Source organism: Pedobacter sp. PLR (assembly GCF_026239675.1).
Taxonomy (GTDB): domain Bacteria; phylum Bacteroidota; class Bacteroidia; order Sphingobacteriales; family Sphingobacteriaceae; genus Pedobacter.
In genome coordinates, this window is sequence record NZ_JAPIVQ010000006.1 from 459,126 (window position 1) to 476,549 (window position 17,424).

Annotated in this window: 12 protein-coding genes; 3 read left to right on the forward strand and 9 right to left on the reverse strand. The window is 41.7% G+C overall.

Annotated elements, in window-relative coordinates; translation table 11 throughout:
• Positions 1–59: 59 nt before the first annotated feature.
• The 9 genes from OQX61_RS17230 to OQX61_RS17270 form a co-directional block, all read right to left on the reverse strand.
• Complete coding sequence (locus OQX61_RS17230) at positions 60–2,120, reverse strand: response regulator (protein WP_265843033.1); 2,061 nt, start codon at positions 2,118–2,120, stop codon at positions 60–62.
• A 113-nt stretch (positions 2,121–2,233) separates the two neighbouring features.
• Complete coding sequence (locus tag OQX61_RS17235; RefSeq protein ID WP_265843034.1) at positions 2,234–2,473, reverse strand: transcriptional repressor; 240 nt, start codon at positions 2,471–2,473, stop codon at positions 2,234–2,236.
• Positions 2,474–2,478: 5 nt separating this feature from the next.
• Positions 2,479–4,908 carry a TonB-dependent receptor gene (locus OQX61_RS17240; protein ID WP_265843035.1) on the reverse strand — a complete coding sequence of 810 codons (2,430 nt, stop codon included), beginning with the start codon at positions 4,906–4,908 and terminating at the stop codon, positions 2,479–2,481.
• Position 4,909: 1 nt separating this feature from the next.
• Positions 4,910–6,052, reverse strand: a complete 1,143-nt coding sequence (locus tag OQX61_RS17245) for a PepSY-associated TM helix domain-containing protein (RefSeq protein ID WP_265843036.1) — start codon at positions 6,050–6,052, stop codon at positions 4,910–4,912.
• An 87-nt stretch (positions 6,053–6,139) separates the two neighbouring features.
• Positions 6,140–7,360: a DUF4374 domain-containing protein gene (locus OQX61_RS17250; RefSeq protein ID WP_265843037.1), complete on the reverse strand. Its 1,221-nt coding sequence runs from the start codon at positions 7,358–7,360 to the stop codon at positions 6,140–6,142.
• A 20-nt stretch (positions 7,361–7,380) separates the two neighbouring features.
• On the reverse strand, positions 7,381–9,786 hold the full coding sequence (locus tag OQX61_RS17255; RefSeq protein ID WP_265843038.1) for a TonB-dependent receptor: 2,406 nt from the start codon (positions 9,784–9,786) through the stop codon (positions 7,381–7,383).
• 149 nt (positions 9,787–9,935) lie between these two features.
• Complete coding sequence (locus tag OQX61_RS17260; RefSeq protein ID WP_265843039.1) at positions 9,936–11,141, reverse strand: hypothetical protein; 1,206 nt, start codon at positions 11,139–11,141, stop codon at positions 9,936–9,938.
• A 10-nt stretch (positions 11,142–11,151) separates the two neighbouring features.
• Positions 11,152–11,799, reverse strand: coding sequence for a hypothetical protein (locus OQX61_RS17265; RefSeq protein ID WP_265843040.1), 648 nt, complete (start codon positions 11,797–11,799; stop codon positions 11,152–11,154).
• A 50-nt stretch (positions 11,800–11,849) separates the two neighbouring features.
• A complete protein-coding gene (locus OQX61_RS17270; RefSeq protein ID WP_265843041.1) occupies positions 11,850–12,401 on the reverse strand; it encodes an RNA polymerase sigma-70 factor in 552 nt (183 codons plus the stop codon).
• Between the two features lie 334 nt (positions 12,402–12,735).
• On the opposite strand from OQX61_RS17270, the gene OQX61_RS17275 reads away from it, so the two are divergent.
• From OQX61_RS17275 to OQX61_RS17285, 3 genes are all read left to right on the forward strand, one after another.
• Entirely contained in the window at positions 12,736–14,199 is a 1,464-nt protein-coding gene (locus OQX61_RS17275; protein ID WP_265843042.1) for a gluconokinase, read from the forward strand.
• Positions 14,200–14,597: 398 nt separating this feature from the next.
• Positions 14,598–15,845 (forward strand): HlyD family efflux transporter periplasmic adaptor subunit, encoded by a 1,248-nt coding sequence (locus OQX61_RS17280; protein ID WP_265843043.1) that lies wholly within the window; start codon positions 14,598–14,600, stop codon positions 15,843–15,845.
• Positions 15,846–15,850: 5 nt separating this feature from the next.
• The gene (locus OQX61_RS17285; RefSeq protein WP_265843044.1) at positions 15,851–17,419 is read left to right on the forward strand and encodes a TolC family protein; all 1,569 of its coding nucleotides are present in this window, start codon (positions 15,851–15,853) and stop codon (positions 17,417–17,419) included.
• Positions 17,420–17,424 lie beyond the last annotated feature (5 nt).

Sequence of the window (17,424 nt, forward strand, 5' to 3'; positions counted from 1 at the left end):
AGCAGTTAGCTATAACTGCTGGTTTTTTTATGTGATGAGTATGGAGGATTTGAGAACGTTCAATCCTTTTTTAAAAGTTTAAATATTTTTTCAAACAGCTCTTTTTTGTCAAAAGGTTTTGAAATGTAATCATCCATTCCGATTTCCAGGCAGCGCTCATATTCTCCTTTAATCGTATGGGCGGTCATTGCAATAATTGGGATATTTTTTTTATGGTCTTTTAGTGCCCGTATCTTTTTTGTAGCCTCATATCCATCCATTTCCGGCATTTGAACATCCATCAGCACAATGTCAAAATGATTCTTTTCATATTTAGACAATGCGATCAGCCCGGTTTCCGCGGTTTCCGTTTCAAAACCCCGTTGTTTCAGGATTTTTATGACCAGCATTTGATTAATCAGGTTGTCTTCTACAACTAACACATGGATGCCTGCTCCAAGCTGAACTCCCATTTGAAATTTCTCCGCAATATCTTTTTTAACATGGCTGCTAACCTTTAAAAAAGGCAATCGGAAATGGAAATCTGAACCAAGTCCGGGTTTGCTGTTAACAAAAATTTCTCCATGCTGCAATTGAACTAACTGTTTTACGATACTTAGTCCGAGCCCTGCACCACCGAACTTGCGTGCCGTTTCATTTGTTGCTTGTTCAAAGCTCTCAAAAATCTGCCCCAGCTTTCCTCCGTCGATCCCAATGCCGGTATCTTTGATCCCAAAGTCAAGTATAATTTTTTCTTCATTCTGCTCAATACAGATAACGGAAATGCTGACATGACCTTTTTCTGTAAATTTCAGCGCATTTGAAATGAGATTTATAAGTATTTGATTCAGCCTCACGGAGTCGCCAAGTATTGTTGCCGGAATTTTTTCATCAATGAGGTAATTGATTTCAATGTTTTTTTTCTTCCATTTCGGTTCCATCATCAGGATGTTCATCTGGATAATCTCTTTAAGATTGAGTGGTATGCTTTCAAAAATAAGTTTACCCGCCTCCATTCTGGAAAAATCAAGGATGTCATTCAAGATGACCAGTAAGTCGTCCCCGGATTTGATAATAATCTGGATGTATTCTTGCTGCTCTTTGTTTTCAATGGTCTCTTCCAGTAACCTTGCGAACCCAAGGATGGCATTCATTGGGGTACGGATTTCGTGGCTCATTTTAGCCAAAAAAAGTTGTTTGGTCTTTTCTGAGGTTTCTGCTTTTTCTTTTTCTTTTTTGAGCGTTTTCTCGGCATCCTGAAGTTTACGTATATTGTATAAACTATATTCAAGTGTATCGATCATCTTGTTGAAAGAGTTTGCCAGCATGCCAATCTCATCGCCTGAATACACGGTAACCCTTGCATTTAAGACTCCCCGGCTTACAAGCGCCGCTCCTGCAACGATTTCTTTGATTCCCTTTTCTATGCCACGGCTTACTGAAACAGTGATCAGGATACTTGTTGTCCCTATTGTAAGTGAGATAGTCAGCAATAGATTTAATATAATATTTTCGAGCCAGCGGGAACCTTCACCTAGTGTAAATGAAAATTCGTCTTCCAGGATCGTGACTTTTCCATTTAAATCTTTGGCCCGTTCCATAACCTCATCAATCTTCTTCTGGTCAACAATATCAGCGCTGATTATGGTGTGAAGCTGATCACCAATGGCTATCAATTGGTCCATTGTTGATGCTGCCCCACCCCAGGCGGTAATTGCTTTATTTAAATAGAATATATTGTGAAATCGGGTAATCAGGTGGATCATACCCTCAACATCTTCCGGATGGTTACGCCCCTGCAGGAATCCCTCGCGGGCGATGTCGAGATCAGGGTTTGGCTTCTGAAGCTCAATCCTGGCTTTATTGTCGCCTAAAGGAACTTTCAGAAACTGTTTAAACGCTTGGTAATCGGCTTCCTTGTGCGAGTTGGCATAAAGAAACAGGCTATAAACGGCATCTTTCTGTGCCTTTGACCACAAGCCCTCTCCGTTTACAAATGCCCTTACCGATGAAAGGGTACTTACAGCAAACCAAAGGGTGAATAGTTCAATTATAACTAAGAATGCCATGATACCAATCGTGAAATACAATTTCGTCGAGATAGTAACATCCTGCAGTTTCCTTTTTAAAAATGAAATCATCGTTGAAAATGATAAGAGGTTTAATCTAAGTTAATTAAACCATTCTATATTTTCTGCAATTGAAAAGAATACATTTTTAATTTTATTATGACGATCAATATCACAGGTTAATTTTAGTCAGTTTCTGTGATATTTAGAGCATACACGTATTTCCGGTCTGCAGTTTGTGTTTTCTTTAGCCGGTTGAGCTTTGCTAGTTTCTTCAGATTCAGGTAAACGGAGCAAACACACATCTGGTGTCCTTGTTTCCGGAGTTCCAGCCATAAGGCTTCAGCATCCAAACCGTCGCCCTTTTCTTTCAGATATTGAAGGATGATTTTGCCGATTCCGGAGATCTCTTGCTGCACTTTCATCCGGGTTACATCCTTTCTTTGAGATCCTCACTACTGGTACTTCTTTCATTTGATGGCGTTCCTTTTGCGCCAAAGCGGTAGCTAAAAGATAACAGACCATATCTACTGTCAGAATGATTGCGACTAAGGAATACAACGGACTCATAGGCCATTTTTCTTTTGATACGGTAACCTTCGAAAATATCGTTCATAATAAATTTCAAACTTCCTTTTCCTTTGAGTACTTCTTTCTGGATACCCGCAGAAATGATACTGTAAGGACGGGTAGTAGTGATGCCTGATACCTCTTCGGAAATATAGAATGCGCTTAATTCTGTTTTCCATCCCTTACCCAGGTTGAACGTGTTTTGGGAATTAATACTTAAGGTATTTCCGCTATTTATCGACGGTCCTGTGCTGCTATTAATCTTGTACCTGTTGTGGTAAGCATTGAGGAACTGGCTTCCCGTCCACCATTTAAATATTTGTGTGGAGGCGGTGATGCTCAATCCAAAATTATCAAAAGAGCCGATGTTTTCCGGACGTTGAAAAGTCGTGGTTCCATCATTCAGTCTGCCTACCTGTTCTGCGATAACATTGCTGGTATGATTATAACTTAGCGTTGCAAAATAGCGGGATTGGAATCCATACCCCAACTCAATAGCATTTACGATAGCTGGTTTTAAGTGTGGATTTCCTTCATAAAATGCAAAAGGATCTTCGTAAACCCGGAAAGGATTCAGATCCCAGTAACCCGGTCGCTTAATTCGTCTGCTGTAACCCGTCTTTAACTGATGATTTTCATTTAAATTTCTGGTGATAAACAGGCTTGGGAAAAGTCCGGGGTAGTCTTTTTTAAAGACCATATTGGAAGTGATCTGTTCGCCTTTAGTATTCGTGTATTCGGCGCGTAAACCTGCCTGCAGTTGATAATCAGACCATGCCGTATTCAGGTTAATATAGGCCGCCTGAATATGTTCTTTATAAACAAAATGATTGCTGGTACTTGCATCCGGCAGGTAAGTATTGTTTTGCAGCGTATCGTATTGCAGGTTGTTTTCGGTGCGGACATTACTGCCTTTCCATCCTGCTTCCAGTTTTGAGGTCTTGCTTAAAGGCAGGATGTAATCTATTTTAGCCGCATAAACATCGTCATTGGAAGGGATATTCCCCCTGCGACCAGAAGGCATGCTATTGGCAGTTCCCTCCGGCAGCAGATAACGCGTATCTAACTGCTGATTCATCTTCGAATAATGATAGACGTAATCTACATCCGCTTTCAGCTCATGACCATCTTTATTAAACTTATGGACATAATTTGCATTGTAGAGCAGGTCCGTCCAGTTTTCCTTATTATTCGTTTGGGTTAAGGCGGTCCATAGCGTTTCACCATTGGCATTCCTCAAAATGCTGGTGCTTGGTTGCTGAGTAGGGTATTTCCCTATCGCGCCATTCATTAAAAAGCCTAATGTATTCTTTTCGCCCAGATTGAAGTCTATTCCGACTCTAAAATTATGTGAGCGTAATTTTGCTTTTTCCTGATTTTCCTGCTGGATACTTTGGAATAAACCATGGTTGTCATTATAAAACAGGCGTTCGGCTTTGCTATTACTTTCCAGATTCTGATTGTTGGCATTATAGCTTCCATAGGTATTCAGTAGGGCCGTATTGTAACTTAGTGCAAAACCTTCGCCGTGTCTTATGTCTTTACCAGCACCGATATTTCCGTTGATGCTGCCGTTAAATCCGATAAGCAGATTTTTTTTGATGATGATATTTACAATTCCACCGCTGCCGGAAGCATCAAATTGTGCGGTAGGGTTAGACATGATTTCAATTCTGGAGATGGAAGAAGAGTTCGTGCCTCTCAATAAATTGGCCAGCTGATCACCTGAAAGGTAAGTAGGTTTTCCGTTGATCATGACTGTCGTTCCCGACCTTCCTTTTAGCGAGACTTCTCCATTGTCTGTTACCGTTACACCAGGTGCTTTGTTCAGCAATTCCAATGCAGTATTGCCTTCCGCGAATATGCTTTTCTCGATATTCATCACTGTTTTATCAATGGTCTGCTCAATTAAGGGGCGCTGGCCACTGATGTTTACCGTACTCAAAAGCCTGCTGTCGGCATTTAAACGGATTGATCCCAGATGGTATAAATTTTTCAATTCACTGAGCTCTATCAAAGGAGAATAATAGTCCTCATAACCGATATAGCTGATTTTTACCAGGTATTTGCCATGCTCAACACCAGATAGCGCGAAGTTTCCTGCGGTATCTGTCATCACGGCATAGGCTTTTACAGAATCTACAGATCGTAATACGGTAACGGAGGCGAAAGGAATATGCTGTGCTTTTTCATCCAGTAATTTACCATAGATGTTTTTCTGCGCCATGGCGGTCATAGAAATGGAAGTGGAAAGCGTACAAAGAAGGGTAACGATATATGTTTTCATCATGTTAAGGAGTGCTTAGAACTTGCTTAGGCTGTTTTACTGCTGCTACATTTTTTTTAGTTTTTTTCTTTTTGCCCCACCAGATATAAAAACCGGTGATGGGTAAACTGGCACAGATTAAGCTGGCCAGAAAGAATAATATCTTTGTAGTAAGGCCACCGATGGCACCTACATGGAGTGCATAATTCAGTTTTCGCACCTGATCAGGAAACTTAAGGTCTTCCAGGCGTTTGGTCGAATTTGGCAGGAGTTCCAGCGTTAACGGATCAAAATTAAGGTCTCTCCAAAAACCTTTGGTCATATCTGTACAGGCATAAATTGCTTCATCAGGTTCTTCTGCAAAATGAATGATGACCTGATCTTTGTTATACCGGGCAATTTCATTCACCACTTTATGCCAGATCAGATCTGCATTCTGTAGGGAAGTATTGACCGATGGTCCTGAAACTTCTATCTTTTGTCTTTTTTGTCTGGGTTTATTTTCGCCACCCGTTAACCAGTAAACGCCTCGGCCAAACCAGGAGAAGCTCATGACTAAACCGGTAATGGCCATCAATAGCGCCAGTAACAAGGAATAAAAACCCAGCACATTGTGTAGGTCGTAGTTGATACGTTTAAAACGTGCTTTCCATTTGATCTTGAAACTTTGATCGCGACCTCTTTTATTCCATTTCTTTGGCCACCATAAAATAAGACCACTGAGGGTCAGCAGAAAGAAAATGAAAGTAGACCAGCCAACAATCTGGCGGCCGGGCTTACCAGGTATCCAAAGGTGTCGGTGTCCTTCATCCATAAAATGAAAGAAATCTTCATGGTCTACCATGGCGACTACCTCGGCAGTATAAGGATTCACATAAACCATAGAATCCGACTCATGGACAGTAAAATGTGCAGTCTTGCCTGCACCATGATACCATACGGATTCAATATGCTTTCCCGGTAATGCCTGCTCCACTGCCCGGTGTAGTATGGAAGGAGCTAATATTTTTGCGTTCGCAGGTTGTTCGGCATGCAGCCATGGGGAGGTCAGGCTTTTGATTTCCTGCTCAAATACCAGCACACATCCGGTGATGCTTAGAATAACCACTACAATTCCTGAGGCCAGTCCTAGCCAAAGGTGTAGCCATGCGTTTATTTTGTTGAACATAAAGTTTTAAAGGTAATAGGAGGGATAAAACCCCGGAGCCATCCAATGGAAGCCCCGGGTTTTCATCAACATTAGCGGAGAACGCTGTTAATTTAATTTATAAAGGATTGGGGTATTGTCCGATCCACCTTCAATTCTTAAACCTTTTTTAAGCGTGTCGGCAATTGGATCATATTCATAAACATAGATTGCATCAGCTTTAGGGTCATTAACTGCGATGTATGCTTTACCATCCAGAACAATTGCGGAGCGGGAGTTCAATAAAGGCGGAAAGTCTAGTTTTTTCACCACCTTTTGTGTATTCACATCTACAACAAGATATTCCCACATGTCAGCATACCACCAGTCGTCTTTTACTTTTACTCTGTTTTTAGCATCTTTTGCATTGGCAAGGATGGCTTTTCCGTTTCCAACATAACATACACCCAATTGGTTGTCGCCATTTGTCAGTGCAGAGATATTGAAGAAATAGCTGGAATCAAAAGTATCCGTACCAGCTTTAATTCTGAAGAAACCAGTTGGCATATTCGGTTTATTACCACCTAAAAACGGCATCGGGTGTGTTAACAGGTAGTCATTACCATTGTCAGTAAACTGGCTGAAATAACCGTTTCTTAGTGGACCTGCCGGAGCTGAACGTCCGTCTTTGCTGGTTACTTTGAAGTTGCCTAAGGAAGGAAGATCCATGGAAGCCAGGTAAGAATCATCGGTAGTTAATTTGGTGATTTCATTGTAAATACCATAGCTGATCATTAATTTATTTCCACTGGTGAATGCCGAGTATACTTTTCTGCTGTGGTCCGCAGGAACACTTGGGAGGTCAAATTCTCCGCTTTTTACGATGCTCATATTGGCAACATTGATAATGGCGTAAAGGTTACTTCCTCTTGGGCCGAACATCACCTGGTTATTATCCAGCCATAAAGACCAGCCTACATACGGGCTTGGAAACGCGCCAAATGGGATTTCGTCTACCATTGTCAACTTTCCATCCTGGTATAAATGCTTGCTAAACCTTCCTGTAGGGTTTAAGAAGTAGAAATGTCTACCTTTTTGGATCACATTTTCTCCCCAGGTGAAGATGGTGGAAACATCAATTCCGCTGCCGACCGGGCTTACTTTACCTTCAGTCAGTGAGTTGATATTTAACAGGTAACTATTGTCCCCGACAGAATACATCACGGCATATTCGCCATTTTCTGTTTCGCCAGCAGCGTTTTTATTGTCTTTTTTGCAGGAATGGAGGCCGGTAATAAAGACGAGTGCCGTGGCCAATACCAGCAGTCTTGTTTTAATTGTAGTAAACATGTTCATAGATTTTATTTATTTTAATTGAATTGAGAAATGGCATAACGTAGTTTGACAAAAAAGGAAGTACCTGGTTTTTGCAGCTTAAACTTGTCGTAAGCGATCACGTTGGTTAAGTTTCTGCTTTCCAGCGATACATTGTATCTGCCTTTATGCATAGAATAAGTCAGGGTGGCATTGTGTATAAACTGACGGGGGATATAGGATTTGGTGGTTTTGTCGCCTAGTTTAGACCAGGTAACGGAGTAGTCGTTGATGAATTGCGTAAACCAGTTGAACTGAACCCTGGTGTCTTTACCAATCAGGTTGTCTTTACCAATGCTGAAATCTGCATTTCCGTATAACCAGGGCTCATTGGGAACCCTGCTCAGGTAATTTACGTTTTTACGAACCGATCCTTTTTCAAATTGCTGTCTGTTGATGGCACTTTGATAAGTCATGTTGACGAGTACAGAAAAAAGGTTGTTATAATCATAGCGGATTTCCGTTTCAAATCCTCTGATGATAATTCCATCAGAATTGCTGTACTCTGCATAGCTTCCATCATTACTTGCCGCAGATTGGCCGGTGGAGATGTAATCATTTGCATCACGATAGTAACCTGAGGCCTCTGCCCAGATCTTTCCTTTGCCTAGCTTTTTGTCGAAAAACAGGCCAAGGTTATAGTTGTTGCTGCTCTCCGGTTTCAAATTCGGATTTCCCCGGACCACCTCCCGATCACCATATAACTCTACCAGGCCAGGTAATCTGTAGGCATGTTCATAAGAAGCTTTTATTCCTAGCACGGGCATCAATCTATAGCTGGAAGCGATTCCATAGCCATAATACTGCTTGCTGTTGCTGGTCGCCTTTCCGTCTTTATCAAACGTTTCTCCGCTTAAGCCGTACATCTTTCCGAAAATGTTATTGGTCATTTTGCCATTAAATACCTGTTGCTGGTAGCTGAGACCGGTAATGTTTTTATTTAGCCGGTTGGATTTGTCGTAAGAATGGTTGTAAGGATCAATCTCATTATAACTTTCCCTGTACGAACTATTGTAGTTATTGTTCAGATTGAACATGTGGTTCCCGGAGATTGAATAACCGAGGTTTAGTTGCGCCAGTACATTATGACCAGTGAAATGGGCTATAGATTTTTTCTCTCCTGACAGCTCAGATCCGATATTTCCTATAGATCTGGGTATTGAGGTACCATCCCAAAAGAATTCTCTTCCGCTGGTATCGGTCAGGGTATTTTTATTGGCGGAATAATTGGCAAAAACACTAGCCGACAAACCCTTGATGAACAGGTTTTCTTTGCGGTAACGAATGGAAGGAATCAGGTTATGGCCGTTGCTGGTCATATTGCCAATCACCTTTTCCTGTGTGGCACCGGTTTGTCTTTGTTTATAATTGGAGGTATAGGTAATCCCTGCGACAAATACATCTGCCCATTTTTTATTGGAAACGCCTGCTTCAATCTGCCCCATAAAGGACTCATAATCGTCGTGGAAACGGCGAAGTTTGGCTACTTCTCTAAATTTTCCATTGTAGGGAACCTTAACCAGCGCATTCGCTTCCGGATTGTTATACATGTAATAATTATTGTCCGAATAGTTGTAATAGGAGCTGATATTGGTGGTGATGCCTGTTTTTTGATCGGTAAAACTTCCTGTTAATCCGGCGCGGTGGGTGTTGAAGGAACCGGCACTATAGCTGAGGTCAAGAGATTTCCCTTTATTCTTTTTGGTGATGATGTTTACTGCGCCGCCCAAAGCATCCGACCCCAGGTAGGCAGGAACCACACCTTTATAGACCTCTACACGTTCGGCAAGGTTTACAGGGAAGTTATTTAGCGTCATGCCGCTTCCATAAGATTCCATTGGGATACCATCAATAAAGAATTTGATGTGTCCTCCGGATAAACCATTGATGGAGAATTCAAAGTCCGAACCAAGACCGCCCTGTTCTCTTACTTTAACCCCCGCAGAGCGATTCAGAATCTGGTTCAGGTCGTTGGTGGTGTTGGCGTATGGCTTCAGGTCGATAGAATTTACAGCGAAGCCTGCTTCTTTGGCCTTGCGGGATTCTGTTTTTCCACTAATGGAAACATTGCTCAGTTCGTTTTGAGCTTCTTTCATGGAGAAATTCTGGCGAAGGTCCTGATTGGCAAGCAGGCTGATCTTCTGCTCTATCTTTTTAAAACCGATGGCGCTGATCTGGATGGTGTAGTTTCCGGCAGGGAGTCCCGAAAGGTCATATCTTCCTTTCTGATCGGTAGCCTGGGTTCTGTTTATGGGAAGCAACCGGATGGTGGCGGTCGGAATGCCCTCTTTTTGATCATCAGACACCTGTCCTTTGATGCTGCTTTTATTTAATGTTTGTCCTTGCACATAAAATACGCTGGCGCATAATATGCCCATTAGCAAGATTTTCTTAATTTGCATTACTTTTAGATGTTTCGATTTTAAGAGTAACCCTTTCGTAGGGTTTGGGCCATACAGGTACGAACTGTATGGCCCTCTATATACTAATTAGCATAACCGGGACTTTTCCCCTATGCTATTTAGAATATTTTTAAATAAGCTTTTTCTGTTTAGTTTTTTAACCGGTCGATACGCATTACAGCGCCTTTAATCAGGGCTCCTTTTTTAAGCGTAAAATCTTTGCGGTTGTATTGCCAGATCTGGCTGTTGCCGTCATTTTGGTAGACAGAGATATAGGCGAAATCATCGTCCCATGTCGTATTAAAGATCCAATCCAGTTGAACGTCCGGAAGGTTGAGTTCGGTTTTCTTTTGATGGCGCAGGTCTAAAAGCACATAATTTGCAACCCTGTTAACCATGTAATTTTCGAAACTATGCACCCTGTCCAGCTGAACAAGGCTGCTAATGGCCATACCACCGCCAATATCATGGAGGGTATAAGCTTCTTCCTTTAGGCCATCGGCAATTTGGAAATCATACAATGGATCAAATTTGTTGGTTTCGGTATTTATTTTCAAGATGGAGGAGGGCGTCCCTTTTCGGTTGCCGGTTCTTCCTCCAGGTTGTCCTAATACATAGATATTATCCTGGTAAATCAGGGAATTTGGGGCTAATATAGCGTAGGATCCCGGCCAGGTAGTCCGCTTATCTTGCGTCGTACTTTGCAATTTTAAGTCCGGATAGTCGAATTGTGCCACATACATGGTCTCTTCGCAAGGCACAATATGATCTCTCATCATCCCTTTTTGAAAAGTATAGCTGATGAACAGCTTGTCTTTAACCAGCTGGCCGGAAACGCCTACATAGTTGTTTTCGGCCGCTGTCTCCGGAACATCTAATAAACCTTTTCGCTTGATTTTCATCTCCTCCAGGTCAATCTCGAAGTAGTTGAATTTATGGTCATTGACCGTTCCAATCAGAATGGTATGCGCATTAACCCAGTTTACCCATGACATATAAGGCTCCCAGGGGATGTCTTTCATGGAGATCTCGTTTATTTTTTTAAACCCTTTTTCATCCGCCAGGTAGCATACAAAAGATTGATTTTCAGAATCCATCACATAATACCTGGAATCCTTTTGTGCCAGAATAAAGCCATTGTAGGTGATTTCTGGTCCCCTGTTAATTTTCTGTGGCTGCATCAAAGAATTGATCCTCGTCAGATGAACCTTGTTTTCCAGACTATCATAACTGATGAGCCCATATTTATAACTGCTTTCTTTGGGATTATCCTGACAGGCCAACAAAAATAGCAGACATAAAAACACGAGTGAAATACTTAAACGTTGCTGCTGTTTTGAGGGATAGAAATTCACAGTTTTATAATTAAAGATCGAATTGTTGTTTCATATTCATGGCCATGGCAGGAGGGATCTCATTCATACTTTGTTTATCAACCATGATGATTTCTTCAAAATTAAAGTTTAAGTAACTCAAAAAATAGGAATGCCCTTTACGAAGGCATATTTTTTTCAATTCGTCCTTGTGATTTTTAACGGTTAGGTGTTGATCTTCAGAAGAACGGTTGCTCAGCATCACTGATCCTAAAAAATGGAGATTGATGTTGGCCCTACTTTGTTGATTTAAGCTGGCCTGACTATTTTTTGCCAATTGCACAATGATGCCGTTAAAGTTGTTCTCTGAATGAGCAGATTGATCATCGTATTTGTAAACCTGAGCCTGCTGTAATTCTGGCCCGCTATGAAACAAAAAAGAAAGGTAGAGGACACAAAATAAACTGGCCGCAATACCAACAGCAATCGCTAATGATCTTTTTCTTTCGCCATAAACACGGTGCTGCTCTTTTTTCTGCAGGATATTGGCCAGGATACTGTTTTTTACCTGTTCAGCTATCTGATCCAGGTCTTCCAGATCATTTTCTTCGGCATCTCCATTGATCCAGTTTTGGTATGATTCCCATTCCGCATTGGATGCTTTGCCAGATAAACACTTTTTTAACAGGTCAGGATTCATGGCGTGGTTTTATATATATTATCAAATGAGCTGGTTTTCCCCTATGCATGTTATGTTCTTGGGTATTTTTTAAGACCATTGCGCAGAAATGATAATGCTTTTGTCAATTGATTTTCTACTGTTTTTTCAGAAATGGAAAGGCCTAAAGCGATTTCCTTGTTGTTGAGACCTCTCTCGCGACTTAAGTTATAAATGTCCTTACATCGGTCTGGAAGTAAAACCACCAGCTTCTCAATGTCTTGCTTTAAAAAATGATACAAGACCTGTTTTTCCGTGTGGTTATTGAAGGAGACCTGTTGCTCTTTTAGTTCGTTGATCTTTCCGGTTTTTCTGATCTCATCTTTGTACATCCTCGCAATTTTAAAGCGTACAGACCGTACCAGGTAGTTTTCTACGGTCTCCCGCTGCAATACTAACGTATCTTTGCGTTGCCATAAAGATGTGAATAATTCCTGCACTACCTCCTCGGCCTCAAAGCGATCTCCAAGATATTTTAAGGCGATCTGGTATAACTTTTTCCAATAGCATTCATATAACTGAAAAAAAGTGTTTTCATCAATTGTAATGGAGTCGCTGAAATGGTTTGTGGCTGATTCTGACAAAATAAAATGCGAATGCCTGCAAATATAGAGTTATTTATAACCGATCCAAATAGTTTAAGGGATTGCTGATTTGCGCAGAGAAGGACCGCTTGTGAATTATTCTTTCTATTTTGTTTTTCCGGAGCTGGTGGTGCATTATTCATCCGGGAATAACACATTGACAGAAGAGGTAGAAAAATCAAGGCAGTGATTTCTTCATGAAGCAATATTCATAAAGGAATGGCGTATTGACAGGGAAGATAGAAGAATTAGAGTTAGCGACGCGGAATCTTGAAGACCATTCAGGAGTAATCAAAAATAGAAAGAAGCAGATTCATTTAAATAAATTAGAGGCATGAAATATATTCTGGGAATAGACATTGGAACGGGAAGTACTAAAGCGGTGGCCTTAAACTTAAATTACGAACCTATCGATTCAGTTCAGCGGCATTACCCCTTGTTTTCAACCTTACCAGGATATAGTGAACAGGATCCTATCTTGATCTGGGAGGCTTTTAACCAATGTATTTCGGAAATGAAGGAACGCATGGGCGCAGCCCCGGAAGCAATAGGCTTAAGTAGCGCAATGCACAGTCTGATCAGTGTGGATGAGGCCGGTAATGCCTTAGCTCCAATGATGACCTGGGCAGATTCCAGAAGTTCGGCTATTGCGAAACGCATCTTTGAATCAGCCTCAGGTATGGACCTTTACCAGCAAACAGGAACGCCGATTCATGCGATGTCACCATTGTGTAAGCTGATCTGGTTGCGGGAAAACGAGGAGGAACTGTTTAGCCGCAGCCATAAATTCATCTCTATTAAAGAGTACATCTGGTTTCGGTTATTTAAAGAGTTTAAAATTGACCATTCCATTGCCTCTTGTACCGGTTTGTTTGACTGGAAGGCTTTAACATGGAATAAAGAAGCGCTACTGCTGACAGGAATAACGATGGCACAATTATCGGAACCTGTAAGTACCAGTTATCAAAAGAAAGATTCAGAAGGGATCACTTTTGTGATTGGGGGCAGTGATGGCTGTTTAGCAAATCTTGGTAGCGATGCCAATGAAAAAGGGACTGCTGCATTAACCATTGGGACGAGTGGCGCAGTGCGGATATCCAGTCCGAAGCCGATTTTCAATACACAGGCAATGACTTTCAGCTACATCTTAGATGAAGAAACTTTTATTTGCGGCGGTCCTGTAAATAATGGCGGCATTGCTCTACAATGGTTGTTAAAAAATGTACTGGGTAAAATAGCATTGTCTTCGGCCGATTATTCTGCTTTATTTGAAAATATAAAGGCCACAATAGCCGGTAGTAATGGCTTAATTTTTCTGCCTTACCTCAGCGGGGAGCGTGCGCCAATATGGGATTCTGAGAGCTTCGGGACATTTTTCGGCCTTAAACTTCATCATGATCAGCATCATTTATCGAGGTCGGTGTTAGAAGGAATTTGCTATGCTTTAAATGAGGTTTTAGCTGCCCTGGAGCCACAAACTGAAGAGATTTTGCAGCTCAATGTGAGTGGTGGTTTTGTACATGCAAAGATTTGGATGGAGATTCTTGCAGATATTACCGGAAAAGAGGTGGTATTGGTGCAAACCGAAGATGCTTCTGCAATTGGAGCAGCCTACCTGGCGGTTAAAGCGATAGGCTTAGCTGCGGAATATCCAATGTCTGCGGGGGAAAAGGAGTGTATTCAGCCCAATCCCGATCATCACAAAGTTTACAAGCAATTGTTTAGCGTCTATAAACAGCTTTATCCTGCGCTTAAAGACAGCATGCACCAATTGGAAAACCTTAACAAACAAGGTTAATGCCTGGTCTTAAACCAGAAGGCTAGCTTAATTTTTCAGCAGAATTCGGAACCTCATCCCGAATTAGCTGAACTTTACAGGAAAACAGTTGATCCATACTGTTAAAAGAACTAGTTCAATCCCTTGAACCAGCTCTTCCTTTATGATTTCTTATCCGGATGAAGTTGTTAGAAAGGATTCAAGGACTTATTACCATAAAACACCTGATCTCTGCCCAAATGATCCCTTATTTTGTTTTTTCTGAGGATTTCCCCTAAGGCTAAACGTCCTGGTTTGTCTGATATAGAACAGCTTGTCCGATATCGAACGTTTTTTATTTCAAGAAAAACTTTAATGCGTTGAATTTTAGCTGTTTAACTGTGGCATGTCCTTTGGATAAGCAGCTGAAAATAGATTCAATGGACAGAAATATCGAACAGGCAGTTTTATCAGGTAAGAAGAAAAGGCTTTTGTTGTACCTGCTGATTGGAATTGTGCTGCTGATCGCAGGTATTTTTGCTTTGCGGAGTATCTTCAATACCACGCTTTACGCCTCGGAAATTACCACCTCAATCGTTGGTCGTGGCAACATAGAAAACACCATCAATGCCTCCGGAGAAGTATTACCTGAATTTGAAGAGGTAATCAGTAGCCCGATTGCGGCATCTATTCAGAAAGTTCTGTTAGATGGGGGGAGTAAAATCCTTGCCGGTCAATCCATTCTGACCTTAGATAAATCTGCGGCACAGATGGATTTTGAAAAACTGAAGTTCCAGCTGGAGTCCAAAAAGAATGACATTCGAAAAATTAAGTTGGATCTGGATAAGAGCTTTTACGACATCAAGTCGAACAATGACATCAAACAACTGCGCATCAACAGCCTTAAAGCTTCGGTAGACAATGCAAAACGCCTGTTAAAAGCAGGAGGCGGCACCCGCGAAGATGTGGAGCAGGCAGAATTGAACCTTAAAGTGGCTCAGTTAGAAAAACAACAGCTGGAAAATGAAATCAATAGCAGGCAGCAAAGTATGCGCCTGCAAATGAAAGAAGTGGAGCTGGCGGCAAGCATTCAGCAAAATGATCTGGATGTACTGCAAAAGAAGCTGCAACAGGCAGATATTATAGCAAGCAGAAATGGAGTAGTGACCTGGGTCAACAAAAACATTGGGGCGACAGTGCAGCCCGGTGAAGTCCTGGCCAGAATTGCAGACCTTTCCAGTTTTAAAGTAAAAGGAGTAATTTCTGATCAGAATATTGATCTTTTGAAAAACGGGATGACTGCGATCATCCGGATAGGCGACCATCAGGTAAGGGGTAAAGTGGTTAATATCTATCCTGCGGTTCAGAACGCAACCGTATCTTTTGATATCAAACCCGATAGTAGTCACCATAAACTCTTCAGACCTAATTTAAAAGCAGATGTTTTCCTGGTTACTGATGAACAGCATCAGGTATTGAGGGTAAGTAATGGCCCTGCTTTTCTAGGTACGCCTTCCCAATCTATCTATGTGCTGAAAAATGGTGTTGCCATCAAAAAGAACGTGCAGATTGGCTTGAGCAACTTTGATTTTGTAGAGCTGAAAGACCAGGTAAAAGAAGGGGATGTTGTCATTACTTCCGATATGCGGGCTTTCAAAAACAGCGATCAAATCACCATAAAGAAATAAGCGCGATGAATATTAAAACTTTCTTTATTGGCGCAGTTTACATTGCCGTATTGTTTTCATTTGACCAGGCTTTTGCAAAAGGAGTACAAGCCTCACAAACAGTACAAGCCATAGCGCTGGTGCAAGGCAGTCATTCAGTACAACCCCCGGGATTGGTACAGTCGGCACAGCCCCCCGTGCCGGCTGATACCCTCCGTTTAGAATTAAAAGAAGTTGTTGCGATGGCAAAGGAGCAATCTATTGCTTCAAAACAGGCGGCAACCTTAAAAGAAACCCGTTACTGGGAATGGATGACTTATAAATCCAATTACCAACCGCAGCTTTCTTTAAAAGGAATTTTGCCGGGATATAGTAAATCTTCTATCTCGGTTCAGCAACCAGATGGTACCATAGATTTCCGTTCGGTACACAACAACAACTCTTCGCTGGATCTTTCTTTTAGTCAGCGAATTTCACAAACCGGTGGTACCATTTATGGCAGTACTTCCTTGCAGCGCTTTGATGATTTTGACCGGAACAACACGCTTTATAATGGCGTTCCTTATGGCGTAGGCTTAGTTCAGCCGCTATTTCAGTTCAATTCCTTAAAATGGGACCGCAGAATCGAGCCGCTAAAATATACTGAAAGTCAGCAGGCTTATATTGAAGCTATGGAGCAGATTTCCATCAATGCCAGCGCTTATTTCTTCGATTTACTGCTTGCTCAGGTGGACTTACAAATTGCCGAAACGAACCTAAACAACACCACCGCCATCCAGAAAATTGCCGACACCAAATTCGAAATGGGGAAAGTTTCTAAAAATGAGATCCTTCAACTGCAACTGGAAGCTTTGAAAGCGGAGAAAGCGGTGGGTATCGCTAAGCGCGATATGGAAGTGGCCACCTATAATTTAAAAGCCTATACCGGATTACAAAACACGGATAAGATCAAGCTTTCCCTGCCTAAATCTACGGTGGCTATGAAAGTTGTCATAGAAAAGGCCCTGACAGAAGCTTTTCAAAATCGCTCTGATGCCATCGCCTTCAACAGAAAACTCGAAGAAGCCAAACGCGATGTGGCGAAAGCAAAAGGAGATAACGGCATCAATGCCACCTTAAATGCAAACCTTGGTTTTGCAAAAAGCGGAAAGAGTATTGGCAGTGTGTACGAAAGTCCTAAAGACCAGCAGCTGTTGCAACTGGCCATAGAAATCCCTATTCTGGATTGGGGCCGGCAAAAATCAAGAAGAAAAACGGCCCTGGCCAATCAGCAGTTTACGCAATATGCCGTAGCGCAGGACAAACAGAACTTCACACAAAAGATCATTACGGAAGTCAACTTATTTGAAATGATGAAAGGGCAATTGCTGTTAAACGCCCGTGCAGAGCAAATTGCCGCTGAGAAATACCAGATCGCTAAAGAACGCTATGTCCTCGGGGATCTGAGCATTACAGACCTGAGTATCGCTTTCCAGGAAAACGATCAGGCAAAGCGGGATTATATCAATTCTTTACGTGATTTTTGGGGCGCCTATTACCAGTTACGTTACTTATCACTTTTCGATTTTGAGAAGAATGAGAAAATAAAACTATAACCTAT